The organism is Pandoraea norimbergensis, assembly GCF_001465545.3.
GTDB lineage: Bacteria > Pseudomonadota > Gammaproteobacteria > Burkholderiales > Burkholderiaceae > Pandoraea > Pandoraea norimbergensis.
Map to the genome: position 1 here is coordinate 4,203,357 of NZ_CP013480.3, position 26,644 is coordinate 4,230,000.

At 62.9% G+C, this 26,644-nt stretch carries 26 protein-coding genes and 1 pseudogene; 16 read left to right on the plus strand and 11 right to left on the minus strand.

The annotated features are described in order from the left end of the window. Positions 1–42 precede the first annotated feature (42 nt). The 3 genes from AT302_RS18405 to AT302_RS18415 all read right to left on the minus strand — a co-directional run bounded on the left by AT302_RS18405 (position 43) and on the right by AT302_RS18415 (position 3,866). Complete coding sequence (locus tag AT302_RS18405; RefSeq protein WP_322788712.1) at positions 43–1,116, minus strand: M14 family metallopeptidase; 1,074 nt, start codon at positions 1,114–1,116, stop codon at positions 43–45. 27 nt (positions 1,117–1,143) lie between these two features. Then, entirely contained in the window at positions 1,144–2,334 is a 1,191-nt protein-coding gene (locus AT302_RS18410) for a M20 aminoacylase family protein (RefSeq protein ID WP_058379691.1), read from the minus strand. Positions 2,335–2,522: 188 nt separating this feature from the next. Next, positions 2,523–3,866 (minus strand): MFS transporter, encoded by a 1,344-nt coding sequence (locus tag AT302_RS18415; protein WP_064675109.1) that lies wholly within the window; start codon positions 3,864–3,866, stop codon positions 2,523–2,525. A 207-nt stretch (positions 3,867–4,073) separates the two neighbouring features. Between AT302_RS18415 and AT302_RS18420 the strand changes: the two genes are divergently transcribed. Further along, the gene (locus AT302_RS18420) at positions 4,074–4,928 is read left to right on the plus strand and encodes a LysR family transcriptional regulator (protein ID WP_237171961.1); all 855 of its coding nucleotides are present in this window, start codon (positions 4,074–4,076) and stop codon (positions 4,926–4,928) included. A gap of 43 nt (positions 4,929–4,971) precedes the next feature. Here the strand turns inward: AT302_RS18420 and AT302_RS18425 are convergent, their stop codons facing one another. The 3 genes from AT302_RS18425 to AT302_RS18435 all read right to left on the minus strand — a co-directional run bounded on the left by AT302_RS18425 (position 4,972) and on the right by AT302_RS18435 (position 6,691). Next, positions 4,972–5,334, minus strand: a complete 363-nt coding sequence (locus AT302_RS18425; protein WP_058380412.1) for a nuclear transport factor 2 family protein — start codon at positions 5,332–5,334, stop codon at positions 4,972–4,974. Between the two features lie 84 nt (positions 5,335–5,418). Beyond that, complete coding sequence (locus tag AT302_RS18430) at positions 5,419–5,841, minus strand: DoxX family protein (protein WP_058379693.1); 423 nt, start codon at positions 5,839–5,841, stop codon at positions 5,419–5,421. A 73-nt stretch (positions 5,842–5,914) separates the two neighbouring features. Then, on the minus strand, positions 5,915–6,691 hold the full coding sequence (locus AT302_RS18435; RefSeq protein ID WP_058379694.1) for a pirin family protein: 777 nt from the start codon (positions 6,689–6,691) through the stop codon (positions 5,915–5,917). A gap of 185 nt (positions 6,692–6,876) precedes the next feature. Here AT302_RS18435 and AT302_RS18440 point away from each other — a divergent pair, with 185 nt between their 5' ends. Then, positions 6,877–7,785, plus strand: a complete 909-nt coding sequence (locus AT302_RS18440) for a LysR substrate-binding domain-containing protein (RefSeq protein ID WP_058379695.1) — start codon at positions 6,877–6,879, stop codon at positions 7,783–7,785. A gap of 32 nt (positions 7,786–7,817) precedes the next feature. Here AT302_RS18440 and AT302_RS18445 read toward each other — a convergent pair whose 3' ends face one another. Further along, on the minus strand, positions 7,818–9,323 hold the full coding sequence (locus AT302_RS18445; RefSeq protein ID WP_157125829.1) for a hypothetical protein: 1,506 nt from the start codon (positions 9,321–9,323) through the stop codon (positions 7,818–7,820). Positions 9,324–9,870: 547 nt separating this feature from the next. Here AT302_RS18445 and AT302_RS18450 point away from each other — a divergent pair. Both AT302_RS18450 and AT302_RS18455 read left to right on the plus strand, forming a co-directional pair. After that, positions 9,871–10,839: a flagellar brake protein gene (locus AT302_RS18450; RefSeq protein ID WP_058379697.1), complete on the plus strand. Its 969-nt coding sequence runs from the start codon at positions 9,871–9,873 to the stop codon at positions 10,837–10,839. Beyond that, a complete protein-coding gene (locus tag AT302_RS18455; RefSeq protein ID WP_058379698.1) occupies positions 10,839–11,624 on the plus strand; it encodes an IclR family transcriptional regulator in 786 nt (261 codons plus the stop codon). The genes AT302_RS18450 and AT302_RS18455 overlap by 1 nt, the downstream gene beginning before the upstream one ends. Before the next feature lie 115 nt (positions 11,625–11,739). On the opposite strand, the gene dmpG is transcribed toward AT302_RS18455, so the two are convergent. Then, complete coding sequence (gene dmpG / locus AT302_RS18460) at positions 11,740–12,759, minus strand: 4-hydroxy-2-oxovalerate aldolase (RefSeq protein WP_058379699.1); 1,020 nt, start codon at positions 12,757–12,759, stop codon at positions 11,740–11,742. A gap of 32 nt (positions 12,760–12,791) precedes the next feature. Beyond that, entirely contained in the window at positions 12,792–13,673 is an 882-nt protein-coding gene (locus tag AT302_RS18465) for an acetaldehyde dehydrogenase (acetylating) (protein ID WP_237172201.1), read from the minus strand. A 742-nt stretch (positions 13,674–14,415) separates the two neighbouring features. On the opposite strand from AT302_RS18465, the gene pagP reads away from it, so the two are divergent. Continuing rightward, on the plus strand, positions 14,416–15,111 hold the full coding sequence (gene pagP, locus AT302_RS18470) for a lipid IV(A) palmitoyltransferase PagP (protein ID WP_058379701.1): 696 nt from the start codon (positions 14,416–14,418) through the stop codon (positions 15,109–15,111). Here the strand turns inward: pagP and AT302_RS18475 are convergent. Next, positions 15,087–16,415: a sugar MFS transporter gene (locus tag AT302_RS18475; RefSeq protein WP_084656315.1), complete on the minus strand. Its 1,329-nt coding sequence runs from the start codon at positions 16,413–16,415 to the stop codon at positions 15,087–15,089. The genes pagP and AT302_RS18475 overlap by 25 nt on opposite strands. 315 nt (positions 16,416–16,730) lie before the next feature. Between AT302_RS18475 and AT302_RS18480 the strand changes: the two genes are divergently transcribed. The 10 genes from AT302_RS18480 (at position 16,731) to AT302_RS18525 (ending at position 24,625) form a co-directional block, all read left to right on the plus strand. Continuing rightward, positions 16,731–17,765, plus strand: coding sequence for a hypothetical protein (locus AT302_RS18480; protein ID WP_058379702.1), 1,035 nt, complete (start codon positions 16,731–16,733; stop codon positions 17,763–17,765). Positions 17,766–18,068: 303 nt separating this feature from the next. After that, entirely contained in the window at positions 18,069–18,533 is a 465-nt protein-coding gene (locus AT302_RS18485) for an HU family DNA-binding protein (RefSeq protein ID WP_058379703.1), read from the plus strand. Positions 18,534–18,744: 211 nt separating this feature from the next. Further along, positions 18,745–19,422 carry an amino acid ABC transporter permease gene (locus AT302_RS18490; protein ID WP_058379704.1) on the plus strand — a complete coding sequence of 226 codons (678 nt, stop codon included), beginning with the start codon at positions 18,745–18,747 and terminating at the stop codon, positions 19,420–19,422. Between the two features lie 21 nt (positions 19,423–19,443). Further along, positions 19,444–20,097 carry an amino acid ABC transporter permease gene (locus AT302_RS18495; RefSeq protein WP_058379705.1) on the plus strand — a complete coding sequence of 218 codons (654 nt, stop codon included), beginning with the start codon at positions 19,444–19,446 and terminating at the stop codon, positions 20,095–20,097. 92 nt (positions 20,098–20,189) lie between these two features. Continuing rightward, positions 20,190–21,116 (plus strand): transporter substrate-binding domain-containing protein, encoded by a 927-nt coding sequence (locus tag AT302_RS18500; protein WP_407668787.1) that lies wholly within the window; start codon positions 20,190–20,192, stop codon positions 21,114–21,116. Beyond that, positions 21,113–21,913: an amino acid ABC transporter ATP-binding protein gene (locus tag AT302_RS18505; protein ID WP_084656316.1), complete on the plus strand. Its 801-nt coding sequence runs from the start codon at positions 21,113–21,115 to the stop codon at positions 21,911–21,913. Before AT302_RS18500 ends, AT302_RS18505 begins: the two co-directional genes overlap by 4 nt. Before the next feature lie 260 nt (positions 21,914–22,173). Further along, the gene (locus tag AT302_RS18510; RefSeq protein WP_058379706.1) at positions 22,174–22,833 is read left to right on the plus strand and encodes a PadR family transcriptional regulator; all 660 of its coding nucleotides are present in this window, start codon (positions 22,174–22,176) and stop codon (positions 22,831–22,833) included. Next, entirely contained in the window at positions 22,833–23,672 is an 840-nt protein-coding gene (locus AT302_RS18515; RefSeq protein WP_058379707.1) for a siderophore-interacting protein, read from the plus strand. The genes AT302_RS18510 and AT302_RS18515 overlap by 1 nt, the downstream gene beginning before the upstream one ends. 62 nt (positions 23,673–23,734) lie before the next feature. Then, the gene (locus AT302_RS18520; protein WP_218918967.1) at positions 23,735–24,085 is read left to right on the plus strand and encodes a cupin domain-containing protein; all 351 of its coding nucleotides are present in this window, start codon (positions 23,735–23,737) and stop codon (positions 24,083–24,085) included. Positions 24,086–24,277: 192 nt separating this feature from the next. Continuing rightward, positions 24,278–24,625 carry a hypothetical protein gene (locus AT302_RS18525; RefSeq protein ID WP_058379709.1) on the plus strand — a complete coding sequence of 116 codons (348 nt, stop codon included), beginning with the start codon at positions 24,278–24,280 and terminating at the stop codon, positions 24,623–24,625. A gap of 128 nt (positions 24,626–24,753) precedes the next feature. Here the strand turns inward: AT302_RS18525 and AT302_RS18530 are convergent, their stop codons facing one another. Beyond that, complete coding sequence (locus AT302_RS18530) at positions 24,754–25,509, minus strand: SDR family oxidoreductase (RefSeq protein WP_058380416.1); 756 nt, start codon at positions 25,507–25,509, stop codon at positions 24,754–24,756. A 421-nt stretch (positions 25,510–25,930) separates the two neighbouring features. Here AT302_RS18530 and AT302_RS28480 point away from each other — a divergent pair. Beyond that, a pseudogene (locus AT302_RS28480) lies at positions 25,931–26,644 on the plus strand (CDP-alcohol phosphatidyltransferase family protein); the annotation flags it as partial.

Below are 26,644 nucleotides of genomic sequence, written 5' to 3' on the forward strand. Positions count from 1 at the left end.
AGGCTGACGAAATCGGCGTTCAGCCCGGTGATATTCGCGATCTTACACGCCCTCCCCCCGCCCCAACCCCAACACCGCCTGAAGAATCGCAACGCGCGCCTGACCGAGAATCTGGCCTTGCCATCCAGCGTCGTCGAAGCAGAACGCTGCGCGCACCTGATCGCGGATCTTTGCCGCCTGTTGGGACGGTGTTTCCGGGTTTCGACGCAGCCATGCGTCCGCACGCAACATATGCAGCATGTCGATGAGCGGCACCGTGCCGTACTCGATGGCCATCGCCGTCACTTGCGCATCCGGACGGGCGAAGCGCAGCGTGTCGAGCAACGGACCACCAACGTTCGACGCCACCGTCGTGCCGTCCATCGGACTCGCCACATCGGCGCCCCACCAACGGCGTGCCCGTTGCAACTCCGCCGCATCCAACTGCCCCACGCTGATCTTCTCGCCATGTCCCGGCGGACCCAGCCCGGTATGGAAGTCGATCCAGCCGATGGCATCGCAGCCCTTCGCGTGCGTGTCGATCAGCGTGCGCATCAAGCGAGTGCTCCACACCGGCCCACGCCCGCCGTAGAACAACCCGTCGGCGAAGCTGTACTGCCCGATCGTCAGCGCACGCTGATACGCCGTTTCGCCATGCGTCGCGATGTAGTCGGCAATCGCCGCCGCATTCACATCCGATGGCGGCCAAATCGGTGGCACGAGCAGCGCATGCAGGTCAGCGTAAGCATCGTTGACTGGCAGCGGTTGCGTGAAATCGATGCTGTTGCGGTTCAGGTCGACGTTGTCTTCATTCGTGCGCGACAGCCACGAAAATCCATACGGATTGATCGCATGCACCACGAGAATCGCCACATCCGCTGCCGCCAGACGCGCCTGCAATCCCATATCGCCCAGCAAGGCAATCTGCGCCGCACTGCCGCAGAAGCCTTCGACGCCATGCGTGCCGGACGTCAGGATCAACAAGCACCGGGCATCCGATGAACCGAGCCGCACAACATCGGTGGCCAACGCTTCACCTTCGCGCCCGATGATGCCCTGAATGACATGGCTCTCGACGTCGACACCCGCAGCGCGCGCGGCGGCAGCAAACCGCTTGCGCGCCTGCGAATAACTCACGGAAAAAAGTCCGGTCGTCATGGCGCGTCAAGCCACCAAAAAGGCTTCGGCCAGCCGCACCCAGTAGGTGGAGCCCAGCGTCAGCACGTCGTCGTTGAAGTCGTAACTCGTGTTGTGCAACATGCACGGCCCGAGTCCGTGACCATGCGCGCGGTGATCGCCCAGCCCGTTGCCGATATACGCATAGCAGCCCGGGCGCTCCAGCAGGAAGAACGAAAAATCTTCCGCGCCCATGGTCGGATCGATCGGGCTCACCACGTGATCGCGACCGACGATCTCCTGCATCACATTCACGGCGAACTGCGTCTCGGCGGCCGTGTTGACCGTCGGCGGGTAGTTGCGAACAAATGAAAACTCGACCGTGCAGCCATACGCCGCCGCCGTCGCTTCGCAGAATTCGCGCATGCGCGTTTCCACCAGATCAAGCACTTCGAGCGAGAACGTGCGTACCGTGCCCGCCAACGTGGCCGTGTTCGGAATCACGTTGATCGCCTCGCCCGCCTGCATCTGCGTAATGGACAGCACGGCGGCATCGATCGGGCGCTTGTTGCGCGTCATGATGCTTTGCAGCCCCGTGCCGATCTGCATGGCAGTCAGCACCGGGTCGATACCGTCGTGCGGCATCGCGGCGTGCGCCCCCGTGCCCTTCACGACAATCCGGAACTCGTTGCTCGATGCCTGCGTCGCCCCCACGCGTGCCCCAAAACTACCGGCGGCAAGCCCCGGCCAGTTGTGCAGCGCAAACACAGCATCGACCGGGAATTTCTCGAACAACCCATCCTTGAGCATGGCCTTGGCGCCACCACCGCCCTCCTCCGCCGGCTGGAAGATGAACACGATGGTGCCGTCGAACGTGCGATGCGCCGCGAGATGCTGGGCCGCGCCCAACAACATGGCCGTGTGACCGTCGTGACCGCACGCGTGCATCTTGCCGGCGTATTGCGAGGCGTGCTCGAAGGTGTTCAGTTCCTGAATCGGCAACGCATCCATGTCGGCGCGCAGGCCGATAGTCTTCGTGCCGGTGCCGTTGCGCAGCACGCCGACGACACCGGTTTTTCCCAGACCGCGCGTGACCTCGATGCCCCACGATTCAAGCAGGCGCGCGACGATATCGGCCGTGCGTTCCTCTTCGTAGCGCAGTTCCGGATGCGCGTGGATATCTCGGCGAATCGCCTGAAGTTCTGCCGTGCGTTCGGCAATTTCGGGAATGATGGACATGGGAGTGGACTCTGATTGGACGTTATCGGATGGCCCCAATGCAGCGGCGACTACCCCCGGTTTAAGGGCAGCAATGCGTGTCGTGCTTTACCGGGGAATGGGGTAATGGGGCCGGTTACGGGAATTCGTCAGGCAAGACACGCGCGGGAATCATGGAGTCAGACGCCCGCGCGATGGTGAGTGAAGGGTTACGCCAGCGGCTGACGCGAGCGGTCTTTCAGCATCAGGATGGTGATGAGGCCCACTGCCGCGCCAAACAGGCCGTAGTACACGACGGCGAGCTTGTCGCCCGTCCAGCCGATCAGCAGCGTAGCGATCGCCCCGGCAAAACCGCCGAAGATCATCACCGCGAAGTTGTAGCCGATGGCCATCGACGTGGCACGCACCCGCGACGGGAACAACTCGCACACGAACGCGCAGTACGACCCTTGGAACAAGCCGAGCGAGAGCATCAGGCAGCACTGCACGAAGATCAGCATCGGCAGCGTCGGCACATGGCTCACCGCGAGAAACAGCGGATACGCGATGATCAGGCTGATGAGCGCCGAGGCCACCATTGGCTTCTTGCGACCGATCGAGTCCGAGATGCGGCCCGAGGCGAAGGTGCCGATGATGTATGCCACGGCAGCGCACAGCGACGCGATGACGCTGCTCTTGAACGGAATGCCCAGCGACTTCGTGGCGTAGCTCGGCATGTAGTAATAGAAGATGTACGTGCCGATGGTGCCGTACACGGTGAGCCCGAAACCGGCCAGCACCTGACGCCAGTGCTGCGTGACCGATTCGATGAACGGCGAACGCTCCGGCGCAGCGCGCTTCGCCGCATCCTTGAACACCGGCGACTCATCGAGGCGCGAGCGCACATACAAGCCGACCGGCACGATCAACAGGCCGATCACAAACGGGATACGCCAGCCGAACGAATCGATCTGCTCCGGCGTCAGCGTCTGCGTAATGCCCACCGAAACGATGGCCCCAAGCAACATGCTGCATGCCTGCGCAATCATCTGGAAGCTGCCGTACACACCGCGGCGCTCGACCGGGGCATGCTCGACCAGAAAGGCCGTGGCACTGCCCACTTCACCGCCCGCCGAGAAGCCTTGCAGGAAGCGGCCGATCAGCATCAGGATGGGCGCCGCCATGCCGATCTGCGCATACGTCGGCGCAAACGCGATGACGGCCACACCGAGCGCCATAACCGAAATGGTCAGCAGCAAGGCGGCTTTTCGGCCATGTTTGTCGGCGTAGTTGCCGAGTACGATGCCGCCCAGCGGGCGCGTGAGGAAGCCCACGCCGAAGGTGGTCCATGCCGCGAGCAAGGCGGCGGTCGGGTTATCGCTGGGGAAGAACTGGCGGGCGATGTTCGCCGCGAAGAAGGTGAAGACAGTGAAATCGAACCATTCGAGCGCGTTGCCGATGGTGGATACCGCGATGATGCGGGCGTCAAAACGTTTGCCCGATCGCTCGGGCACTGCCGGGTTGGCAGCATTCGCCGAATTCGAGGCGCTGTCGCGCCCAACCGAAACTTCCATGGTGATGCTCCTGTCTCGAAGTTTTACCGTGGCAAGCCGACTGCACTCGCATCGACCCATTCTGCTTGTGCCAAAAAACCAATAAAAGCTAGAATTTGTGATCCGTCATCGCAACTTTTTTGTTGAATTGAACGACGCCGACGGCCCCCACAACCCAGCTAAATCAGGCAGAACCTGCGAGGCACCCCCGTGAGCAACCTGCGATTCATGCGCACTTTTACCGCAGTCGCGCGCTACGGCTCGTTCGCGTCAGCCGCCGAGCATCTGGCGATGACGCAATCGGCCGTGAGCATGCAGATGCGTGCGCTGGAAGAAGAATTCGATCACGCGCTGTTCGACCGGGTGGGCCGGTCAGTGGCGCTCAATGCGATGGGCCGGGCGTTGCTGCCGCACGCCAAACAGTTGCTGGCGCAATACCAGAGCATGCAGATGCTGGCGTCGGGCATTGAAACCCCTGCCGGGACGGTCAGCATCGGCACAGTCGAGTCAGCCGTCAGCGCGCTAGCCGCCGCCGTCTCACAGATTAAGGATGCGCAACCGCATCTCGACGTCCTCATCCAGACGGCGCGATCGATCGAGTTGACCGCGCAGCTCGATGCGGGCGATATCGATTGCGCCGTGCTCGTCGAGCCCTCGGGGCGCCGGCCGGCAGGCGTGCGCTGGACACCGCTATACAAGGAGTCGCTGGTGCTGCTCACGCCAGCAGACATGAAACCCGCACCAGCGGCACGGCTACTGTCGACGGAGCGCTTTCTGCGCTTTGATAAAACGCAACGCACTGGCGCGCTGATCGATCGCGCGGTGCGACGTCAACGCGTCAAGGTCAATGAGTATCTGGAACTGAGTTCGATCGAAGGCATCGTGGCGCTGGTGCGCCAAGGGCTGGGGGTCGCCGTGGTGCCCATGCTGCGCAACGCCACGTGGGCCCAGGAGGAAACGCTGCGCATCATCGCGTTGCCCGGCGTGACCGAGCAACGCAGCATCGGCCTGCTGGAGCGCGTGCGTCACGACAAGATCGGCATTACGACCGCCATCGCGCAACAGGTCATGGCGCAGGGGTGACGGAGTCTTCCGCACCGAATCTGCATCGTGTGCTGTATTGCCATCAAGGCAGCGGATCAAAGAAAAGATAGATTGCGGCAATCCGGCCGTCGCGCGCCAGAATCACATCCGTCCCGGCGTATTCCGGGGCATAACCGGGACGCCCGGAGACCCAGCGAATTCGCCCGCCGTCGCCTGACACATCCGGCAACGCAATCGGCTGATACTTGAATTCGGGATGCGTAGCCTTGATCGCACCTGCGATCCGGTCGAGTTGGTCACGCCCGCGATAGACACCCATGTTCGGGTCGTAAAACACGCAATCGTCGGTGTAGAACGCGTCGATGAGCGCACGTCGGCGCACCGGGTCGTTCTCGCCGAACATATCGAGGTTGCGTTGCAGCAGCGTCGGAATATCGTGGGTCATGATCTGGGCCTCTTGAAACTCGTTTCGACCGGACGTGGCGCACGTTTTGACGTCCGTCATACGTGCGCCACTACCCGGCTAAATTCACGACGCGCTCGGCACCGAGCCACGCAACGTAGCGGCCTTGGCACGCGCATCAAGACTGTAGGCACCCGCGCCGAAATAGGTGATCTGGAGCAAACCGCCGGCCATCATCACGTTCTTCAGGAAGTGGATCATCTGGTTCTGATCGGCGAAGTTGTGATGGAAAAACACCGCTGTAGCGACCGAAAAGAGCGCCAGCACCAGCGACACCGGGCGCGCACGGAAACCCGTGATCAACAGCAAGCCGCCGCCCGCTTCAACGAGTACCGCCACGAGATAAGCGAGCGAAGGTGCGGGCAGACCAACCGCGCCGATGTATCCGACCGTGGCGGCATGCGCGCCGAGCTTGCCCAAACCGCTCATGAGAAACGGTGCGCCGAGCAGAATGCGGCCCAGCAACGGGAGAAATTTGTAGTTGTTCATCGCAAAAAGTCCTGAGAAATCGAAAAAAGAGAGGAAAGAGAGAAACCAAGAGGTGGAGTGAAAAAGTCGAGGCTCAACCGGTCTCCACCATGACCAGTTCAGCGTCTTCGAAAGCGGTGATCTCGGCGGTCGAAACGTCCGTCATTGCGACGCCGTCCAGCGGCCCCATTGGCTCACCGTTGAGCGCGATGCGACCGGCTGCGACCACGAGATAGGCACTGCGCGACGGCCCAAGCGTGTGCCGGACCGTTTCGCCAGCCGCGAGTGTTGTCCCCAGCAGCCGTGCATCCGCGCGAATGGGCAGCGCGCCCTCGTCGCTCGCGTAGTAGCCGCTGGCGAGGACAGTGAAGCGCCCTTTGTCGTCTGCACTCGACGGCGCGTTGGAACCGTTGGCGCCATTGGCACGATGGAAACCATTCGCACCGGTGGAAATCACCTTGGCCTTGGGGAACGCCCGGGTGTCCCAGTGCGGTTTGCCGCCGTCCGCACGTGGCTTCAACCAGATCTGGAAGAGCTTGAGCGGCACGTCGCCCTTGTTGAACTCGGCGTGACGAATGCCGGTGCCCGCGCTCATCACCTGAACGTCGCCCGCATGGATCGTGCCTTCCGAACCCAGCGTGTCGCGGTGTCCGAGCACGCCCTGCCGGACGTAAGTGATGATTTCCACGTCGCGGTGCCCGTGAAACGGAAAACCGCCGTCCACCGCAATTTCGTCGTCGTTCCAGACGATCAACGGACCGAGCGCCTTGTGCGCCGGGTTTCCTGCCGGGCTGACCTGAAAGTGATACTTCGCCCGCAGCCAACCGTGGTCGACGCTGTCGAGCATTTCCGCACGCCGATGAGCAAGCATGACTATCTCCTTGATTCACGCGCCTGAACCACTCGCTGATGTCTACGGGGGCTCTGGCAATGGAGAGAATGCTATTCGGGCAAAGATAGCCTGCATATCTCCCATATTGAAAAGCATCGTTGCTTCCTGTAGAACGATACGGACGTAGGAAATCGTATTTGGACGCCAATGGAGCCTTCGCCGCGATGGACCCGATCTCGGATCTCAATGACCTCAGGCTCTTTGCCGAAGTGGTCGAGCACGGCAGCTTTACCGCCGCTGCACGCAATCTCGGTCTGCAAACCTCGAAGCTGAGCCGGCGAGTGCGCGCGCTGGAAGAAGAGCTGGGCGTGCGTCTGCTCAATCGCACGAGCCGAAGCCTGTCGCTTACGGAGACCGGGCGGCAGTTTCATCAGCACTGTCTCGCGCTCGTCGCGGAGTCACGCGCCGCCAAAGACCTGATCGATCAGACCCGCAGCCAGCCGCAGGGCACGGTGCGGATCAGTTGTCCACTGGGCTTATTGCGCTCCGGCATCACCGGGATCATCTCGCGGTACGTACAGGAGAATCCGCAGGTTCAGGTGCTGCTCGATGCCACCAACCGCCGCGTGGACGTCATTGAAGAAGGTCTGGATTTCGCCATTCGCGTCAGGCTCCCGCCGCTGGACGACACCGACCTCGCAGTTCGGCAGCTTGGGCAATCTGCGCTGGTGCTCGTCGCTAGCCCGGCGCTGGTGAAGCAATACGCCGCACCCGCCTCGCTCGACGCACTGAAGGACTGGCCAACGCTTTCGATGGCCAGCAAGCAGGAGCGCCATACGTGGCAGTTGATCGATGCCGAGGGTCAGGTTGCGTCCCTCACCCATCGGCCTCGACTGGCGACGGACGACCTGGATAGTCTGCGCATGGCGGCCATGAGCGGCGTCGGCGTCGCGCTGCTGCCCGCCGAGTTCGTGAAGGAAGACTTGCTCGCCGGGCACTTGCGCCGGCTATTACCGGGTCTGTCGACGGCGCCCGGGCTCGTGCATGCGATCTTTCCAACGCGGCGTGGCATGGTCCCGGCGGTTCGCCAGCTACTCGATGCGCTCGTGGCCGGATTTGAACAACCTGTGTGACGACACGCCCCTCGTGATGACGCCGAATGCGCTTACAGGTGCGTTTCGTGGACCCCAATGTCGTCGATATCGATGCACACCGTCGCTGCGGAAGCCGAATTCGACCCGACACCGCCCATGCGGGCGTCAGGCGCCGACGGTGGGCTTTCACCGCTACCCGGTCCACTTGCCATCAACCACTCAGGCAACATCGCGCCGTAGTGCTGATACGCCAGCAACACCCGATACGCGGCGCGTACCGACGTTGCACCGCTCCATCGCCACCCGTCGTCGCGCCAGCGTTTGCCCCACGAGCTCTCCGCCGGTTGCAGACTCAGGAACGACATGCTCCTCGTAATCGATGCGTGGCTTTTCACGCCGAAACGCTCACATGACTGCGCAATCGCATTCACGGTCAGCGGATCGGGATGATGAAGAAGGAAGTCGCACAAGCCCTTATCCGAGGCGATTTTTGCAAGCAACGACGTGTCGCAGTGGATCGAGAGCTTCATGACGCGCGCCACGCGCCGCATCACCAGCGCCAGTTCCGCCTCCGGCACACGACCTACCGCATCGCCCAATGCCTGCCACCGTTCACGTAAATTGCGTGCGTCGTGAGTGAACGCCACCTTGCGCGCCCACGTGCCTGCGAGACTCGTCACCGCGCGGCAACTGTCGAGCACAAGGCCGGCCACCCGCAGTACGCCCCGATCGCTATCAAGGCCATGCGTTTCGGGCCCCAGCCACGACGACACCCAAAGAATCAACCGTGCCGGGGGTACCGCCGAATTCGCCAGCGTGAACAGCGTTGCCACGTCACGCAACCGCGTGAGCGTGCCCAACGCGTCACGCCATGAAGAAGGCGGTGACTTAGCCGCGCTCGCCCCGCCCCGCATGTCCTCAGGCAGACACGCGGCAAGCAACCGGCAACCGGCATCCATACGTTTGAGCACTTCATCGACCGCGTGGTGACGGATCATCGTTGGCGAGCCCAGCGACTGCGTGATCAGGCCCTTCAGCCCTTCGACGCTCAATAGCGTCCAGTCGGCCCATGGAATATCGAACGGTGTGTTCGCGGCCGCAGCGCCCGGCCACAGACCACCGGCCGGCTCGGGCGAAACCTCTGCCAGTGCCGCGTCGCGATATAACCGTTCGCCAATGATCGCGAGCAGTGACACGTTGCCTAGCAACGACAACAGGTCGCGTGCCACGCGAAAATGCCATCCCCGGTCACCGGTCTTGCTCATGAGCGCCAACCACGTAGCGATTTCGCCCGCGACCGCGTCGAAAGGGTCATTGACCGCCGGGTACTTCGCGCCCGTCTCTGCGGACATCGGGCCGGTCAGCGCCGCCTCGATTTTTTCAAGTTGGGTGGCCAATCTCGCATCCCGCTCGTGGGCGAGATCAAACTCTTTGCGATAGAAGTGCTGGCAAGGACCGGTGGTTACCCAGAGGCCCGCCCATGCGCGCATGAAGGCATCCGTCAGCTCGCGACGCATTGCGCGTCGCGTCGACAGTACGTCGGGGCAGAGATCGCGCATGCTGTTGGAGGCGCGCACGAGACTGTCCGCAATGTCGGCATGCCGCGAACTGCGGTGCGCGACCTGCTCATGTGTACGCGCAAAACTCGCCCCGCGTGCGCCGTTCCAAGAGCAACCTCTGCGTGCGTCGCGTGCCCCTTGCGCACGGATGGCGACCTGATGTGGCATGACGTCCCCCTTTGCCTGATGGTGTCGACCAGCGCCAACCGAAGCTCGCTGGCAAACCGTCGACCATAGGGCGACGATGGGACCACCTGCGACAGCCCATCGAGCGGGCACGCGGTGGGCGCAGTACCGGACGTGAGTCCCCGGCAAAAATCCGACAAAGTACCGCCGAAACCGTCAAGCCAAAGGCACCCCAGCGAGTACCCACTTACGCAAGCTGCATACACAGCCAAAGCGTGATTGCCGTTGCCATGGCGCGTCGCCTCTCGCCAAGTGCCAATGCGGCGCGGTAGACTTCGGACCACTGACGTCCACCGTGTCTGCCCTGTCTTGCCACGGTTAGACGCCGCACGACTTCTGCTGCGCGCATGACGCGCGTCACGCTCACTCGCTCACTGCCATGTCTTCTGCCACGTCATCGTCGTTGCCACTCGTAGCGCTCACGCCCGCCGACATCCCCCTCGGCGAACCCTTGCTCTGGGCCGTCGTCGATCGTAACGGCGACCCGCTGCTGGCAGAGGGCGATATCGTCCCGACCCAAGCGGGTCTCGACTGGCTGTTCACGTCATTCGCGCCGCATCGTGTCGCGACACTCGGCGCCGACACCGAAGTGGGCACTGACGAAGGCGCTGCCGCCGACGCCGAAGCGAGTACTGACATGCCAGCCGCAGGCGCAGCGGCGGCCGCCACCGCCACCGCCACCGATGCTGCAGGCGGCGCACAAACGCAGTACGGACTCACCGACCTCAATCTGCGCCCCGGCGACTGGCTTCAGATTCAGTTGCCGCCCGGGGCCGGTTCGCTGCGCATTCGCACGCGTGTCATCGGCCATGCACCGAATCAGATGCTGTTCGTCACCGCGCCAACCGGACGCTCGGCGCCGCCCTCGTTGCAAGCCAGCGAGCGTCTCGAACTGTGGACGTTCTCGGGCGAAGACATCTATCACTTCGTCTGCACGGTCGAACGTGTGGAGCGCATTCCGTTCGAGTACGTGGTGCTGTCAGCGCCCGCACAGATCCGCCGCAAAGTGCTGCGCCGTTCGCAACGCGTTTCCGCCCGTCTGGTCGCCTCGATCACGATGGGTGAAGTCAAACATCTCGCCCTGTTGCAGGACGTGAGCGCCGAAGGCGTATCGTTGCTGACCGACGCCCCGCTTGGTGCCCCCGGCGAGACGATGCAACTGGCCTTCCGTGTGCGGGTCGGCGATATCGATATGCCCGTGGAAGCCACCGGCACAATTCGCGGCATCCAGCAAAACGACGACGGCGCGCACCTGCACGGCATCGAATTGCCGTCGCTCGAACCCGCGCACTACGTCGCGCTCAAGTGCTACGTGTACGAGCGCTTGCTTGCGCTCGGAGGCGCGTGATGGCGAAATCTTCGGAAGGAGAACGTCCGCGCACGCTCGCGAGCCAGACGCTGTTTCGCGGCCTCGACATCGTCGAAGCCGTTGCCGCCGGTGTCGATACCGTGCCCGCGCTCTCCGCCCATCTGGGCATCACGTCGTCGACCACGCATCGCATTGCGTCGGCGCTAGTGCATGCCGGGTATCTGCGCTTTGAACCGCGTCGCGGCTACCGGCTCGGCAACAAGCTCATCGAACTCGGCTTTCTCGCCTACCGGCAGATCGACCTGCCACGCGTGGCACGCCCCACGCTCGAGGCCCTCGCCAGCGAAACACAGGACACCGTGCATCTGGCCGTGGCCGATGGCTGGGAGGTGATGTATCTCGACAAGCTGCCCGGTCAACGGGCGGTGGAAATCAGTTCCCGTATCGGCGGTCGCAAGCCGATCTGCGTGACGGGCGTGGGCAAGGCGCTGCTGCTCGATCAGGACGACGCCGAATGGCGGGCGCAGCTTGAGCACTATCAGACGCGCGTGCCGTCGCATCCGATAGACACAGCCGCGTGGCTCACGCGGATGCGCGACTATGCCCGCCAGGGGTATGCGTTCGATCTGGAAGACGACACCCCGACGATTCGCTGCGTGGCCGCACCGATCTATGACGCCAGCCAGCGCATCGTGGCGGCGATCAGCGTGTCGAGCACCACCAAGTACATGAGCCGCGAGCGCATGCAGGAACTCGTGCCGCGCGTGAAAGACGCCGCCGCACGCATCAGCCAGCAACTCGGCTGGTCGGGCAACGCGCGCTGAGCGGTGCCCCACTCTCTCTCATTCGCGAATCATCGCGCATAAAAAACGCCGGCCCTTCGTGAGAATGGCCGGCGTGAAGACTTGCCGAGATGCTACAACTGCTTGGGTGAAATCGTCAGGCAGCGCGGCGCTTGAGCAGGTCGAGCGCAACGTCCACGATCATGTCTTCCTGACCGCCAACCATGCGGCGCTGACCCAGTTCGACGAGAATGTCGACCGTCTTCAGGTCATAACGCGCCGCTGCCGCTTCGGCGTGACGCAGGAAGCTCGAATACACACCGGCATACCCCAGCGCCAGCGTCTCGCGATCCACACGCACCGCACGATCCTGCAACGGACGCACGATGTCGTCGGCCGCATCCATCAGGGTGTACAGATCGCAGCCGTGATTCCAGCCCAGACGCGACGCCGCCGCAATAAATACTTCCAGCGGCGCATTGCCTGCGCCCGCGCCCATGCCCGCGAGGCTCGCGTCGATACGGTCGCAGCCCTCTTCCACGGCCACGATCGAATTCGCCACGCCCAGACTCAGGTTGTGGTGCGCATGCATGCCGGTCAGCGTGTCGGCGTTAAGCACGTCCTTGAACGCGCGGAAACGATCGCGCACGTCGGTCATGCCCAGTGCGCCGCCCGAGTCCACCACGTAGATACAGGTCGCGCCGTACGACTCCATCAGCTTCGCCTGCTCCGCCAGATGCTGCGGCGTGGTCATGTGGCTCATCATCAGAAAACCGACGGTGTCCATGCCCAGTTCGCGGGCGTATTCAATGTGCTGACGCGAAACGTCGGCCTCGGTGCAATGCGTGGCGATACGCACTACGCGAGCACCAGCGTCATAGGCTTCGCGCAGGTCGTGCACGGTGCCCACGCCCGGCAGCAACAGCGTGGCGACCTTGGCGTGCTGAACGGTTTCCGCGACGGCGGCGATCCATTCCAGATCGGTGTGCGCGCCAAACCCGTAGTTGAAGCTCGATCCCGACAAGCCGTCGCCGTGGGCGACTTCGATCGAATCGACACGGGCGGCATCGAGCGCCGCCGCAATCGCCTTCACGTTGGCGATGCTGTACTGGTGACGAATGGCGTGGCTGCCGTCGCGCAGCGTCACGTCAGAGATATAAAGTTTTTTCTGCGTCATGGTGAGGTGTCTTCCCGAAGAGCGTGCGGCGTTCAGGCCGCGAGGGCCAGACGAGTGGCGGCGATACGATCGGCACACGCCAATGCTGCGCTGGTCATGATGTCGAGGTTGCCTGCATAGGCCGGCAGGTAGTGCGCGGCCCCTTCCACTTCGAGGAATACCGACGTCTTGAGGCCCGTCAGCTTGCCGAGGCCCGGCACGTTGAGCGGACGCGACGCGTCGAACAGTTCAAATTGCACTTTCTGCTTGAGGCGATAGCCCGGCACATAGGCGTGCACTTTGTCGACCATCGTCTGGATGCTGGCTTCGATGGCGGCCTGATCGCCCGGTTCGGACAACACGAATACGGTGTCGCGCATGATGAGCGGCGGCTCGGCCGGATTCAGCACGATGATCGCCTTGCCGCGCGACGCGCCACCCAGCACTTCGATGGCCTTCGACGTGGTTTCGGTGAACTCGTCGATGTTGGCACGCGTACCCGGGCCGGCCGACTTGCTCGAAATCGATGCGACGATTTCGGCGTAGTGCACCTTCGCCACTTGCGAGATAGCCGCGACCATCGGAATCGTGGCCTGTCCGCCGCACGTGACCATGTTGATGTTGGTGGCGTCGAGATGCGCGTCGAGGTTGATCGACGGGATCACATACGGCCCGATCGCGGCCGGCGTCAGATCGATCACCTGCACGCCGCGCGCTTGCAGCAGTTCGTTGTGGTGCGCATGCGCTTTGGCCGACGTTGCGTCGAACGCAATGCGGATGTCTTCAAAGCCCGGCATTGCCAGCAGACCTTCGATGCCGCCGGAAGTCACCGGCACACCGAGGCGCTGTGCGCGCGCTAGCCCGTCGGACGCCGGATCGATACCGACCATTGCGCCCATTTCCAGATGCTCGCTGTTGCGCATCACCTTGATCATGAGGTCGGTGCCGATGTTGCCCGAGCCAATGATCGCCACTTTCTGTTTGCGTCGTTCCGTCACTGTCGTCTCCTGAACGTATCCGTCCACCGCTTACCGGTATGAGGCGCATCGTAATTCCGTCGCCGCTTTAATGTCAATATGTAAACATTGATCTCATATATTGAGATATTGAAAGTCGGCGAATTTGGCCTCGGCTTATCCACACTTTTTGTTCACAAGCCCGTTGATAACTTGCGGAAAAGCATCGCAAGTGACTGATTCAACAGGGAAGAAATGCAGAGCGCGAAAGTTGTGCCAATCGCTGCAAATCGAGGCACGACGCGTGTTTCGGCGGGGTAACGTTATCCACAGAATTTGTTTGCAAGCCAGTGGACAACTTGCGGATAGCTATCTCAAGTGCTTGATGCAAAGAGGAAAAAGTGCGGCGCGCAATAGATGCGCCAATATCGAGGCAGACGATGGCAGCGGTGACACGTTTGTCGACGCAGGCGCCTCCGGATGTTGTGGCCTACGGTTATCCACAGAAAATGTTCACAACCCGGTGCATAACCCGCCCATATCTGACGTATCTGCTTGATACGAAAGCACTTATGAACGAAGCAGCAGGTTCGGTCACCGAACGCTTCTTGCGTGGGCATCTTCCCAATTAGCCAGAAGGCCGAACTTTCGCGACGCAGAGCGAGTCTAGTTAGTCGTCTTTTCTCCGCCGCCTTTTTACAGCGAACCCACGCCTTTCTTCATGACGTCTACGAACCCCCAGAACAACGGGCGGCTCGCGCAATCGATTTGTGTCGTACCGCCCCCCTCACGCTTTCCGCTTTCTCGCCCTGCCAGTCGTCCCTCGCGTGCGTCGCTGCGCGCCGTCCCCACACTTGCCGCACTGACGACGGCGCTGGCGCTGTCGTGGTCCATCGAAGTCGGTGCTGAAGAGCGCAAGCGCAGCGGCATCGCCTCGTGGCCCGGCGCCATCGTCGACGAGTTCCGCGACATCGCGGTGGAAGGCGCGAGCGATCTTTACGTGCCGCTGCACACACACCATTTGCGCTTCGCGTACACGCCCGAAAAAATCTCGCAGTTCAATGAAAACCCGTGGGGCATCGGCTACGGCCGCGTGCTCTCCGATGGCAACGACGGCTCGCGAATGTTGTACGCGATGGTCTTCAAGGACTCGCACAACGACTGGTCGCCGATGATCGGCTACGGGCGGATCTGGAATCTGGCGAACGCCGGGCCCGTGCGTTTCGGGCTCGGCTACACCGCCTTTCTGATGTCGCGCACCGATACGCTCGGCGGCTTCCCGTTCCCGGCCGCGCTGCCCATTGCGGAAATCGCCGTGGGCCGCGCGTCGGTGGCGACCACCTACATCCCCGGTGGCAAAGGCAACGGCAACGTACTGTTCATCTTCGGCCGTTACACGTTCGGCAAAGCCGGCTGACCGGCCAGTTCCGGCGAGGTGCGTGCGCACCACGCGCCGAAGCCGGCGATATAGCAATAGGCCGCGGCTGGCATGAGAAACGACATGACCACACCGATGCCGTCCGCGAGCGCACCTTGCAAATACGGCAGCACGGCACCACCGACGATGGCCATGCAGATCAGTCCTCCACCTTCGCTCACACGTGTGCCGAGACCGCCCACCGAGAGTGAGAAGATCGTCGGGAACATGATCGCGTTGCCCAACCCGCACGCAAGCAGCAACCACATGGCGAACGATGCCGGCAGCGCGAACGACGCGAGAATTAGCAGCAAGTTGTACAACGCGCACAGGCTCAGCAACTTGCCGGGCGAGACCTGCCGCAGCAGCCACGCGCCGATGAACCGGCCGGCCATCGCCCCGCCCCAGTAAAACGCCAGGTAGCGGCTCGCGTGACCATGGTCGGTAATACCGGTATCGGTATGCGTCAGGTAGACGATGAGAAAGCTGCCGATGCTCACCTCCGCTCCGACATAAAGAAAGAGTGCCACGATGCCGTACCGCAGCGGTCGATGCGCGAGCAGGCTGCGCACGTTGCCGATCACCCCCGGCGGCGTGGCGGCTTCGGCACGTTGCTCGGGTAGCGTCAGTCGCCACAGCACGACGCCCCCAAGCATCAGTACGGCAGCCAGAATGCCGTACGGCAGGCGCACACTATCGACCGCGTGCCCGGTGGCCGTTGTCACTTGCGGCGCGAGAATCCACAGCGCAGCTAACGGCGGCCCGACCGTCGTGCCCAACGAATTGAATGCCTGCACCAACGTGAGGCGACTCGCCGCCTCACCGCGCGAGCCCAGCGTTTCGACGTACGCATTGACGGCCACTTGCAGCAGCGTGATGCCGCTCGCGAGCACGAACAGCGCGGCAAGAAAGCACGAATAGGACGCCAATGCCGCCGCCGGGAAGAACAGCGCACAGCCCAAACCGGCCAGCCAGAGCGAACTCGCCAGCGCTCGCCGATAGCCCACACGCGCCGTGTATTGTCCGGCCGGATACGACACCACGAAGTAAGCCGCGAAGAAACTCGACTGGATAAGCGCAGCGTCGCGATACGTCAAATCGAACGCGGCCTTGAAATGCGGCACGAGAATGTCGTTAAGCGAGGTGATCAACCCCATCGCGAAGAACAGCGTCGCGAGCATCGCAAGCACGCGCTTTGCGGAGGGTAGAACGTTGGGAATGCCGGATAAATCCGCGCTTGCGGCGGCATGTTGCGAGGCGGCTTCTGACGGCGGGGGCACGTGGGACGGGCGATTGACGGACATGCATGTCTCCAGTGGGCAGTGGCTCGCAAGGCCAGGAATCGCCAGTGTAGACCGCTCGATCGGCGACGCACACGCGCTAAGCGTCACATCAGGATGACGCTGAAATGGCACGCGATCCATCGACAACTTGCGATTTCCACCCTCTGTTCGTCGTTTATTTTCCCTTTGTTTACAGCGTTTTCCACCTGTTCGACTCTTGTCAGCGGACGCCTTTTGATTGACTATCCGCAGCATAGGACACACCGCCACATTCGGGGAAACGTCATGCGGGGATTCAAGTCATGGAGTATCGCGACAGGATGGCTCGTCGCGAGCATGCTCGGTACGCTTGCTACGGCCGGTCTTGCACAAGCGCAGGCCGGTGGCAGTGCGCCCGAGCCGGTCGCCGGATGCGACTGCGCGCGCATCATTGCCGATTGTTCGGCCTCCGTCGCGGTCATTCCGGTGTTCGCGAGCAACGGGGCTTACTCGGCCGACGTCACGCTGCAAACCAATGCGCCGTCGTGCGCCAAGGTCGATTACCGGTTGGACGACACCGCCTACGTCACCATCCTGCGTGACGGTTCGCAAGGCGGCCAGCGCATGTTCGGCACTCGCCCGCTCACGCGCAACAGCTTGTCGAGCCTGTCGTGCCACGTCTGCGCTGCGGCCACCACGCCGGTGCCGAACGACGGTCTGTCGCCGGACATGGCTCGGTTGAGCGGTGCCCCGGGCACGTTCAGCGCTGCGCCGCTGGCCCCCGCACCGGCAGCTCCGGCCAACAACGCCACCACTTACGTACCGGCCTCGGCGATGCCCTCGGCCCCCGCAGGTACGGCGCCATCGTCCGCCGCGCCCACGCCGACGGCGACGCCCATGCCAAGTTCCATTGGCGACACGGCCGGCCTGAATGCCGTCAACGCGTCGACCTCCGGCTCGCCGGAAGTCGCACGCGATGTCGCCGCAATCAATGCCCCCGCACCTGCCGGCGCAACCATCGTCACGCCGCCGATCCCGCCATCGGCAGCCACGCCGGCCACCGCCGCCGCACCGATGCGCGTAGTAAATCCGTCGGGCCGCTGGCGCGGCCTGTGCACGAATGCACCGCCGTGGTGGGGTTTCTGGGGCTCGCCGATGACGCGTCTCATGGCGTTGGCGCTCAATGGCGCGCAGGTCACCGGCAACGTCGACGACGTCGAACCGAACATCCACACCACCGTGCAGGGCACGCTCGCGGGCGACCGTCTGCAACTTGCCGGCAGCTACGGCGCGAAGCACGACATCACTTTCGGGGCCGATGGCACGACGCTCACCGACGCCTGGTGCAACCGCGACGGACGCTGCGAAACCTGCCAGATGCAGCGCTTTTGAGCGCGCTGCGGGCAAGTTTCCGGACGCATTCAGGACAAAGTAAGACAAAGAAAAACGACGGCGCGGAACCCGCGAGTGACACAACGCGACAAAGACGCTGTGTCACGTCGCGAACGAAACACTCGCAAAACACTTCGAAATACGGCTCGCGCGCTGAGAAACCTTGTGCGGCAAGCGCGCAACATAATTTGCGCACTACTCGCAGAAAGCGATTTCTTAGGTAGAATCGTCGGCGCAGCAAGACGTATCATTCGGGTGGCCGTTCTACGACGGCACTTTCTTATTCTCATCGATTGGATCGATATGGCAACGGCAAAGAAAGCAGCAGCTAAGAAGGCCCCTGTGGCAAAAAAAGCTCCGGTAGCGAAAAAGGCTCCGGCCGCTAAAAAGGCTCCGGTGAAGAAGGCAGCAGCACCGAAGGCAGCTCCGAAGGCAGCAGCGACCGACAAGGTCACGCCGCTCAAGGACTCGCTCAACAAGACGCAACTCGCCGCACACCTCGCAGAGCGTGCTGCTGTCGAAGTAAAGACCGTCAAGGCAGTGCTGGCCGCGCTCGAGAACACCATTCTCGGCGCACTGCACAAGAAGGGCGCTGGCGAATTCACGCTGCACGGCCTGTTCAAGGTCACGACGCAGAAGATCGCCGCCAAGCCGAAGCGCCGTGGCATCGACCCGTTCACGAAGCAAGAACGTGAGTTCGCCGCCAAGCCGGCTTCGACGCGCGTGAAGGTTCGCTCGCTGAAGAAGGTGAAGGACGCTGCACAGTAAGTCTTGCGCGATGCGCTGCCGCCCCACCGGCAGCAGCGAATATCGCAAAACTTGCAGATATGCAGTCAAACGGTGCCGAGATTCGGCACCGTTTTTTTTCGTCCACCGAATCACCCCTCCGCCATTTCGCTCGGGTTTGTGCTGAGTGGACGCATGGTGCGTCGCCCGCTACCATCGCTCCGGGCACCGTCAGCGCTCGCGGGGGACTTCCTTGCATTACACGTTTGCGTTCGGCGACGTCTTCGCGGCGTGGCCACTGCTACTCAAGGGCACCTGGATCACCATCGAACTGTCGGCCACCGCCATGGTGCTCGGGCTGGCGCTCGCCATCGTCTGCGCGTGGGGCAAGACCTCAGGCCCCGGACCCGTGCGATGGCTCGTGAACGCCTATATCGAGCTGATCCGCAACACCCCCTTCCTCGTTCAGCTGTTCTTCTTTTTCTTCGCGCTGCCCGCCGTCGGGTTGCGCTGGAGTCCGCATACGGCAGCGCTCACGGCAATGGTCGTCAATCTGGGCGCCTACGCCACCGAAATCATTCGCGCCGGCATCGATGCCGTTCCGCGCGGGCAGATCGAAGCCGGGCTCGCGCTCAACCTCAAGCCTTGGGAAATCTTTCGCTTCGTTATTCTCAAGCCTGCCCTTAAGGCGATTTACCCCGCGCTCACCAGTCAGTTCATCTTGCTGATGCTCAGCTCGGCGGTGGTCTCCGTGATCTCGGCGGACGACCTGACCTCGGTAGCGGCCAACCTGCAATCGCAGACGTTCCGCAGCTTCGAGATCTATATCGTGGTCGCCGCCATCTATCTGCTGCTCTCGCTGGCGTTTTCCGCGCTCTTTCGTGTGATCTACCGCCGCACGCTCGATTTTCCCGAGCGGCGCCAGACCTGAACCCGATACGGAGCGCACACGATGCGGACATTCGGTTGGCCGGAGTTCTGGTTCATCGTCGAAGCGGCGCGCTGGACGCTCGCCTTGTCCGCCATCGCCTTTGCGGGGGGCGCCGTCCTCGGTCTGGGCATTGCCCTCGCCCGCACCTCGGGCATCGTCGGGTTGCGCAACGCCGCCCTCGCCTTCATCAAGCTGTTTCAGGGCACGCCGCTGCTGCTGCAACTGTTTCTGATTTTCTTCGGCGCGCCGGTGCTCGGGCTGGAAATCGATCCGTGGATCGCTGCGGGTATCGCACTCATTCTGAATAGCGCCGCGTTTCTCGGGGAAATCTGGCGCGGGTGCATCGAAGCGGTGCCGCACGGTCAGGTCGAAGCGGCGCAAGCACTCTCGTTGTCGTGGTTCAACCGCATGCGCGACGTCGTCCTGCCGCAAGCGGCCCGCATCGCCATCGCGCCGACGGTGGGCTATCTGGTGCAGATCGTCAAAGGCACATCGCTCGCCGCCATCATCGGTTTTACCGAAATTACCCGCGCCGGCCAGATCATCAATAACGCCACGTTCCAGCCACTCATGGTCTTTTCGGTGGTCGGCGCGCTTTACTTTGTCCTGTGCTGGCCGCTGTCGCGATTGGCCGCTCGGCTTGAGCGCCGACAGGCCAGCACATGGGCAAGGTAATGGAAAGACACTTGAACGACCATTGAACGACCATTGGACGAGATAACGAACGACAGATCGCGACCTATCGATGTCGCACAAGGAGATCGAGCATGACGCGCAAAACCCCTCCCACAATTACGCCGCCTTCGCAGCGCCGCGTGCACCCGGCCAACGAACCGCGCACGACGGCGGCTGCGACCTCGCGCCGCCATTTCATCACCACCGTCGGTATCGCGGCGATGCCCGCCGGTTTTGCCGGTTCGCTGGGCGGCACGCTCGGCAGTCTGCTTACCGGCACGCTGTCGCTGTTCACGACGCCCGCGCACGCGCAAAGCGTGGCCGACATCAAGAAGAAAGGGACGATCAATGTCGGCATGCTGGTCGACTTTCCGCCGTACGGCACCACGAATGCGCAGAATCAGCCCGACGGTTACGACGCCGACGTGGCCAAACTGCTCGCGAAAGACCTCGGCGTGAAGGTCAATATCGTGCCGGTCACCGGGCCGAATCGCATCCCGTTTCTGCTCACGGGCAAGGTCGATGTGCTCGTCGCGTCGCTGGCCATCACGCCGGAGCGCGCCAAACAGGTGCAATTCTCGAAGCCCTACGCCGCCGCGACCATTGTGCTGCTCGGCAAGGCCGGTGCGCCCATCAAGGCCGCCGCCGATCTGAAAGGCCTGCGCGTCGGCGTGGCGCGCGCGAGCACGCAGGATGTGGCTGTCACCAAGACCGCCCCCGAAGGCACGGAAATCCGCCGCTTTGACGACGACGCGTCCGCCATGCAGGCGCTGCTCTCGGGTCAGGTCGATGCCATCGGCTGCTCGGTGACAGTGGCCAGCGCGATTCGCCAGCGTGCCCCGGGTCAGTACGAGCCCAAGTTCAATCTGTTGCAACAGTCCATGGGCATCGCGCTGCGCCCGAACCAGCCCGAGCTTCTCGCCGCCGTGAACGACTTCGTGACGCGCAACACGGCGAACGGCGAATTGAACAAGCTCTACCGCAAGTGGCTCGATACCGATCTGCCGAAACTGCAATGAGTGACGTGAGCCAGAGGAGTGATCCCGCACGCACCCCGGGCAGCAAATCGCCCGGGCCGATCATCGAACTCGATGGCGTGAGCAAGTGGTTCGGGCAGTTTCAGGTGCTCACGGATATCGATCTGCGCGTCGCGCCGGGGGAGCGCATTGTCATTTGCGGGCCGTCGGGCTCCGGCAAATCGACGCTCATTCGTTGCATCAACCGGCTGGAGCCGGTACAGCGCGGGCGCATCGTTGTCGATGGCATCGACCTCACGGCTGGTGGCGCCAATGTGGCCTCCGTGCGGCAGGAAGTCGGCATGGTATTCCAGCAATTCAATCTCTTCCCGCATCTGACGATTTTGCAGAATTGCACGCTGGCACCGATGCGCTCGCGCAAGCTCTCGCGCGCCGATGCGGAGGCGCTCGCCATGCAATACCTCACGCGCGTGCGCATCCCGGAACAGGCGCACAAGTATCCGAGCCAGTTGTCAGGCGGGCAGCAGCAGCGCGTCGCCATCGCTCGTGCGCTGTGCATGACGCCGCGCATCATGCTGTTCGACGAACCGACGTCCGCGCTCGATCCCGAGATGGTCAAGGAAGTGCTCGACACGATGATCGGCTTGGCCGAAGACGGCATGACGATGCTGTGCGTGACTCACGAGATGGGGTTCGCGCGCCGTGTGGCCGATCGCGTCATCTTCATGGCCGACGGCAAGATCGTCGAGCAAGCGCCGCCCGCGCAGTTCTTCGATGCCCCGCAACACGAGAAGACCCGCAACTTCCTCGGACAGTTGTTGAGTCATCCGGGACAGTAACCTTCGCGACGAGGCTGTCGGCTCGACAGCCCTCCCCCGCTGACTCTCCCGCTGACTCCCCCCGCTGACTCACCCTCGCCCTTCCCTACACCGTCGCTCAATCCCGCATTGACGACGACGCATCCGTGCACCCCGACGCCCGCGTCACACCCCCGCCGAATTCCCCTAACCAAGCCAGGGTCATTCCACAAAAAACTTGGTTTAGATGCAATTTAGATATATCGTAAACACGTCTTAACTACATCTGAAGGGGTCGCATCATGCGTGGATCACGAGGCGATTTCATGGGCCGAGGCCCGCTGGGCCTGGATAGCATGGATTTTGACGAGCGCCGCGGCGAGCGTCATGGCCGTCGCGCAAGCGGCGAAGCGATGGGCGAAGGTTTCGGCGAAGGCCGCCGGGGCCGGGGGGATGGCGAGGGCCGCGGCGAACGCGGTGGCCGGGGCGGACGCGGCGGTGGCCGGCTCTTCAGCCACGGCGGGCTGCGCATGGTGCTGCTGCACCTGATCGCACAACAACCGCGCCACGGCTACGAACTCATCAAGGCCATCGAAGAAAGCGTGAACGGGACCTACAGCCCGAGCGCTGGCGTGGTGTATCCGACGCTCACGCTGCTCGACGAGATGGGTTACATCCGTGTGCAGGAAGGCACGGGCGAAAGTCAGCGCAAATCGTACGAAATCACCGACGCCGGGCGTGAATATCTGGCCGAGAACGAAGCCGCCGTTACCGAGCTGCTCGCGCGGCTGGCCACGCGCCGCGAGCGTTCGGAAGACATGCCGCCGCAAGTCCAGCGCGCGCTGCACAACTTCAAATATGCGGTTCACTTGCGTCTGGGCGGCGAGCCGCTCTCGACCGAGCAAGCCAACGCGTTCGCCGCGATTCTCGACGCGGCCGCACAACAACTGGAGCGACTTTGATGCAAGACAACGCTGCACTGAACGCCACCCCCGATCGCACGCCGCGCCGCGTGCGCCACGAACTGCGCATGCGCCTGCTGGAAGTGCGCAGCGTGGAATCGATCACGCCGCACATGCTGCGCGTGACGCTCGGCGGCAACGATCTTGAAGGATTCACCAGCCCGGGCTTTGACGACCACGTCAAACTCTTCTTCCCGAACCCCGAGACGGGCGAATTGTCGATGCCGCAGGTCGGCCCGGAAGGTGTCAGCAAGCCCGCCCCCGGCGATGCGCCGCGTCTCATGCGCGACTACACGCCGCGCCGCTTCGACGCCGAAACGAAGACGCTGGTCATCGATTTCGCGATGCATGAATCCGGTCCAGCCACACAATGGGCTCGCTCGGCCAAGCCGGGCGACCGTCTCGGTGTCGGCGGCCCGCGCGGCTCGTTCGTCATTCCGATGAACTTCGACGGCTATGTGTTGATCGGCGACGACACGGCACTGCCGGCCATTTCGCGCCGTCTCGCCGAGTTGCCGGCCGGTGCGCTCGTTTTCGTTTTTGCGGAAGTCGACAGCCCGGCAGACCGGCTGCGTTTCACGAGCGAAGCCGACGTCGTGGTGGAGTGGATCTACCGCGAAGGCACGCCCGCAGGCGAAAGCACTGCGCTGATCGACGCACTGAAGGTCGCCACCCTGCCCGCCGGTGATCTGCACGCGTGGGTCGCCGCTGAATCCGGCGTCGCGAAAACCCTGCGCCAGCATCTGGTCGGCGAGCGCGGGCTCAATCCGAAGTGGGTCAAGGCAGCCGCATACTGGCGTCGCGGTGACGCCGCCGTGCACGAGAACCTCGACGACTGACGTTCGCCGTGTACGCTTTCTACCCTCGTCCGATGCATGAACGTATAGAGCGCATAGAACGTATGGCACCACCACTGCTGCCCGACACCTGTCTTTTCGCCGGTCTGCCCGCCCGCCCCGATCCAGCGGCGGCGGAGCAGTTCGATACGCTGATTGCGCGCCCGGGCATGCGCGTCGAGCGCATTGTCTCCACCGGTCAGGCATCGCCACCGGACTTCTGGTACGACCAGCCGCAACATGAGTGGGTGGTGGTGCTCACCGGCTCGGCCGGACTGGCCTTCGCCGATGCCCCGGATCAGACGCTGACGCTGCGTGCGGGCGACGCCGTAACCATTGCCGCGCACCGGCGTCACCGCGTCGAATGGACGGCACAGGGCGAAGTCACGGTCTGGCTGGCGATCCACTACAACTGAGACCGGCACGTCGAGGTGGCCGACGGGGCGCCGGGTGAAGGCGCCCCTCGAAGTTCTTTGGAGAAATTCCCTGCCGCTTTTCGGAATTGCCTGATGGAAATACCGGGAACAACTTCCGACTATGAAAAAACGCCCGGGGGTGTCGGTTCTCGGCACCCAGAAGGCGTTTCATCATAAAGGGGGAATACAACAATGGAGCCACACAAACGGCATGACGGGTTCGAGCGTTGGGCCACTGGCGCGACGGGGCGTCAATCAGGACGGGACGACGCCCGCTGGCGTGTGTTTCGCGCCCCGGAGCAGGCAGATTTTCACGGGTTCGTCGTCTGGTGCTACACCCAAGGCGTGTTTCTCGGGCAGGAGTTCGACCGCCGCACCGACACCATCACGCACTGCTACGTGCGAAATGGCGCTTGGGCGGTGCAGTTCGACTCTTATAACGAAGCCTGCGAACGCGCCTTCGACATTCACGCGCCCACGCTCATCCTGTTTGCGCCGGAGCGTAACGGGGGTGTCTTCATTACCAGCACGGAACAGTAGCGCCAGTCGGTACGAAAGTCTCGTGCCCAAACGAAAAGGCACCGGTCCGGCAAATGCCGGCCGGTGCCTTTCGACTTTCCGCCCCCGGATGAGCGATCCGCTACCCGGGCTTTACCGTCTTAACTGTCTTAGCTGTAATTGCGGATGTCGTCGATCTCGGTCTGACCGAAATCGTCGCGCTCGGCATAGGCAAGAATGCGCCGCGCCACGTCGTCCGGCGTAGACAGCTTGCCGGCGGCCTTCATTTCCTGAAAACGTGCCAACGCCGGGAAGCTCTCGACGCTGCTGCTGCGAATCGTTTCCTGCATGCCGGTATCGACCACGCCCGGCGCCATCGACACGGCTTGCACGCCATGTTCGCGATGTTCCGCGTTGACCACACGCGTATACATATCCAGTGCGGCCTTGGTCGCGCAGTACACGCCCCAACCGGCGTTCGGATTGCGCCCCGCACCGGAAGAGATGTTCACGATCTGGCGACGGGCGCTCAGGCCCTGCGTGGCGGCGAGAAAGCGAGCGGTCAGCACCATCACGGCCGTCACGTTGAGTGTGAAAGCGGCGCCAATGGCCGCAACGTCCGTCAGGGCCGCCGTATTTGCCACCGGGTTGACCGTCCCGGCGTTGTTGATCAGCAGATAACGCGACGCGTCGCGCGGGAGCGACGCAAAAATGCGCTCGGCCACACTCGCAGCGGCCTCGGCATCCGACAGGTCGACCGGCACCTGTTCAAGGGTGACGCCCTGCTCACGGGCGAGGGCGGCAAGATCGCCGTCCGTGCGACGTGCCAGCGTGACGAGATGCGTGCCGGGAGCCAGCAGACCCCGGGCGAGCGAAGCGCCGAGGCCGCGCGAGGCACCGGTAAGAATGGCAATCGTTTGGGACATGTGGAGAAAGCGGTCGGATAACACCGCGAAAATGACCAACGGGATCGCCATTATCCGCGTAACGGCAACGCACCGCTATCCCGAACTCAAGTCGTTTTATCCCACGAAAAATAACGAATTGCGGCGTTTTTTGCCATTCTGCGTCGGATTGCGGCGGCATTCTCCCGCGCAGTGCGTCAAAACGACGCGTCGACTGTGTGCGAAAGCGAAACAGACTATTGCAGAATATAATCGCGAATTCGCCGCGCTTATAACCTAAGGTGTTAAGCAAGGCATCCGGCACCAATCGCACGCGACAATACGTCTCATTTCACGCGCGTCAATGTCCGTGAGCGCCAACGTTGTCGCGCGTTGTCACAGTTAATACAGGCGTTTCAGGTGCACTGCACATGACCGCCTTATGGGTATATATTCCCCCCTCATGGAAACGATACCGAAACTCATTTCGGCGCCTTCTGCTGCGCCCGCCACAAGCAAAACTGCACGCCCGGTACCGCCGCGTCCGCGTCAATACGACGCCCGGCTCGCCCGCTGGATGGTCACGCCGCTCGTCAATACGCGCGTCAGTCCGAACCATCTGACCACCCTGCGTCTGATCGTCGGGCTGGCCTGCGCGTGGGCGTTCGCCAAGGGCGGCTATGCGATGGCCAACCTCGGCGCGGTGCTGCTCGTGCTGTCGAACTTCATCGATCACACCGATGGCGAACTCGCGCGCGTGAGCGGCAAGACGAGCCGTTTCGGCCATCTGTATGACCTCGGGTCGGATGCGTTCGTGACCGTGCTGCTCTTTGGCGGCATCGGCATGGGTGTCGAAGCGATGGCGCCCGGCAGCCTGCCGGTGTCTGCGTCGGTGCTCGGCTGGATGGCCGGCGTTGCCGTCGCGCTGATCTTCTTCCTGCGCATGCGCATCGAAGACCGCGTGGGCAAGGCCGGTACCAAGCAAGCCTCGGTCGGCGGCTTCGAGACAGAAGACGTGCTGTATCTGATGCCACTCGTCACGCTGTTCGACGGCACGCGCGGTTTTCTGATCGCTGCCGCCATTGGCGCACCGCTGTTCGCCTTGCTGGTCGTGGCCGATTACGTGCGCGTGATGCGCCGTCCGTTGCCCGCGCAGGCCCAGACAAACAACAACACG

What these genes read in the sequence shown, in the direction of transcription:
- AT302_RS18500 (WP_407668787.1), top strand. Translation starts at nt 20,190, where the DNA reads ATGACGCGCAAAACCCCTCCCACAATTACGCCGCCTTCGCAGCGCCGC.
- AT302_RS18465 (WP_237172201.1), bottom strand. Translation starts at nt 13,673, where the DNA reads ATGATCAAGGTGATGCGCAACAGCGAGCATCTGGAAATGGGCGCAATG.
- AT302_RS18480 (WP_058379702.1), top strand. Translation starts at nt 16,731, where the DNA reads ATGCTCGGTACGCTTGCTACGGCCGGTCTTGCACAAGCGCAGGCCGGT.
- AT302_RS18420 (WP_237171961.1), top strand. Translation starts at nt 4,074, where the DNA reads ATGCGCACTTTTACCGCAGTCGCGCGCTACGGCTCGTTCGCGTCAGCC.
- AT302_RS18440 (WP_058379695.1), top strand. Translation starts at nt 6,877, where the DNA reads ATGGACCCGATCTCGGATCTCAATGACCTCAGGCTCTTTGCCGAAGTG.
- AT302_RS18525 (WP_058379709.1), top strand. Translation starts at nt 24,278, where the DNA reads ATGGAGCCACACAAACGGCATGACGGGTTCGAGCGTTGGGCCACTGGC.
- AT302_RS18425 (WP_058380412.1), bottom strand. Translation starts at nt 5,334, where the DNA reads ATGACCCACGATATTCCGACGCTGCTGCAACGCAACCTCGATATGTTC.
- AT302_RS18505 (WP_084656316.1), top strand. Translation starts at nt 21,113, where the DNA reads ATGAGTGACGTGAGCCAGAGGAGTGATCCCGCACGCACCCCGGGCAGC.
- AT302_RS18455 (WP_058379698.1), top strand. Translation starts at nt 10,839, where the DNA reads ATGGCGAAATCTTCGGAAGGAGAACGTCCGCGCACGCTCGCGAGCCAG.
- AT302_RS18475 (WP_084656315.1), bottom strand. Translation starts at nt 16,415, where the DNA reads ATGTCCGTCAATCGCCCGTCCCACGTGCCCCCGCCGTCAGAAGCCGCC.
- AT302_RS18530 (WP_058380416.1), bottom strand. Translation starts at nt 25,509, where the DNA reads ATGTCCCAAACGATTGCCATTCTTACCGGTGCCTCGCGCGGCCTCGGC.
- AT302_RS18435 (WP_058379694.1), bottom strand. Translation starts at nt 6,691, where the DNA reads ATGCTTGCTCATCGGCGTGCGGAAATGCTCGACAGCGTCGACCACGGT.
- AT302_RS18510 (WP_058379706.1), top strand. Translation starts at nt 22,174, where the DNA reads ATGCGTGGATCACGAGGCGATTTCATGGGCCGAGGCCCGCTGGGCCTG.
- dmpG (WP_058379699.1), bottom strand. Translation starts at nt 12,759, where the DNA reads ATGACGCAGAAAAAACTTTATATCTCTGACGTGACGCTGCGCGACGGC.
- AT302_RS18520 (WP_218918967.1), top strand. Translation starts at nt 23,735, where the DNA reads ATGGCACCACCACTGCTGCCCGACACCTGTCTTTTCGCCGGTCTGCCC.
- AT302_RS18410 (WP_058379691.1), bottom strand. Translation starts at nt 2,334, where the DNA reads ATGTCCATCATTCCCGAAATTGCCGAACGCACGGCAGAACTTCAGGCG.
- AT302_RS18515 (WP_058379707.1), top strand. Translation starts at nt 22,833, where the DNA reads ATGCAAGACAACGCTGCACTGAACGCCACCCCCGATCGCACGCCGCGC.
- AT302_RS18450 (WP_058379697.1), top strand. Translation starts at nt 9,871, where the DNA reads ATGTCTTCTGCCACGTCATCGTCGTTGCCACTCGTAGCGCTCACGCCC.
- pagP (WP_058379701.1), top strand. Translation starts at nt 14,416, where the DNA reads ATGACGTCTACGAACCCCCAGAACAACGGGCGGCTCGCGCAATCGATT.
- AT302_RS18485 (WP_058379703.1), top strand. Translation starts at nt 18,069, where the DNA reads ATGGCAACGGCAAAGAAAGCAGCAGCTAAGAAGGCCCCTGTGGCAAAA.
- AT302_RS18430 (WP_058379693.1), bottom strand. Translation starts at nt 5,841, where the DNA reads ATGAACAACTACAAATTTCTCCCGTTGCTGGGCCGCATTCTGCTCGGC.
- AT302_RS18495 (WP_058379705.1), top strand. Translation starts at nt 19,444, where the DNA reads ATGCGGACATTCGGTTGGCCGGAGTTCTGGTTCATCGTCGAAGCGGCG.
- AT302_RS18415 (WP_064675109.1), bottom strand. Translation starts at nt 3,866, where the DNA reads ATGGAAGTTTCGGTTGGGCGCGACAGCGCCTCGAATTCGGCGAATGCT.